Here is a 488-nt window from a genome sequence, read left to right as displayed (position 1 = left end):
AGTTCGCCGATGCGTGGGGCAAGAAGTATCCGGCGATCGTCCGGCTCTGGGAGAACGCCTGGGAGGACTTCACTCCGTTCCTCCGGTTCGACACCGAGATCCGCCGCATCGTCTGCACGACGAACGCCATCGAGTCGGTGAACGCCCGGATTCGGCGGGCAGTCAAGGCTCGCGGGCACTTCCCGAACGAGCAGGCCGCCTTGAAGTGCGTCTACATGGCGATCATGTCGCTGGACCCGACCGGCAAGGGCCAGGCCCGCTGGACCATGCGCTGGAAGACCGCCCTGAACGCCTTCGACATCACCTTCGACGGCCGCCTCTCCGCAGCCCGTCAGTAACCCCAACCACCCCAGTTACACCGAACGTTCGGCTCTGGCCCGTAGTCGGTGGTGACGCCGAGTAGCCATCCGCGATGATCTCGTGATGGATGTCAATTTTCTTATCGGGACGGTGTTTTCCGGGCTGTCGGCACTGGTCGTCGAGGACGT

General features: G+C 63.5%; 1 protein-coding gene. It reads left to right on the top strand.

All coding sequences use genetic code 11. The annotated features are described in order from the left end of the window. Nucleotides 1-338 (top strand): transposase (locus tag ACLIYP_RS30795; protein ID WP_412716346.1); only part of this gene is annotated, 338 nt, incomplete at its 5' end. Between the last annotated feature and the right edge of the window lie 150 nt (nucleotides 339-488).

Origin of the sequence: Streptomyces nanhaiensis, from assembly GCF_046614825.1 — a bacterium.
GTDB lineage: Bacteria > Actinomycetota > Actinomycetes > Streptomycetales > Streptomycetaceae > Streptomyces > Streptomyces radiopugnans.
Note: the sequence above shows the minus strand (reverse complement) of the source record. Positions and strands in the feature narration are given on the sequence as shown.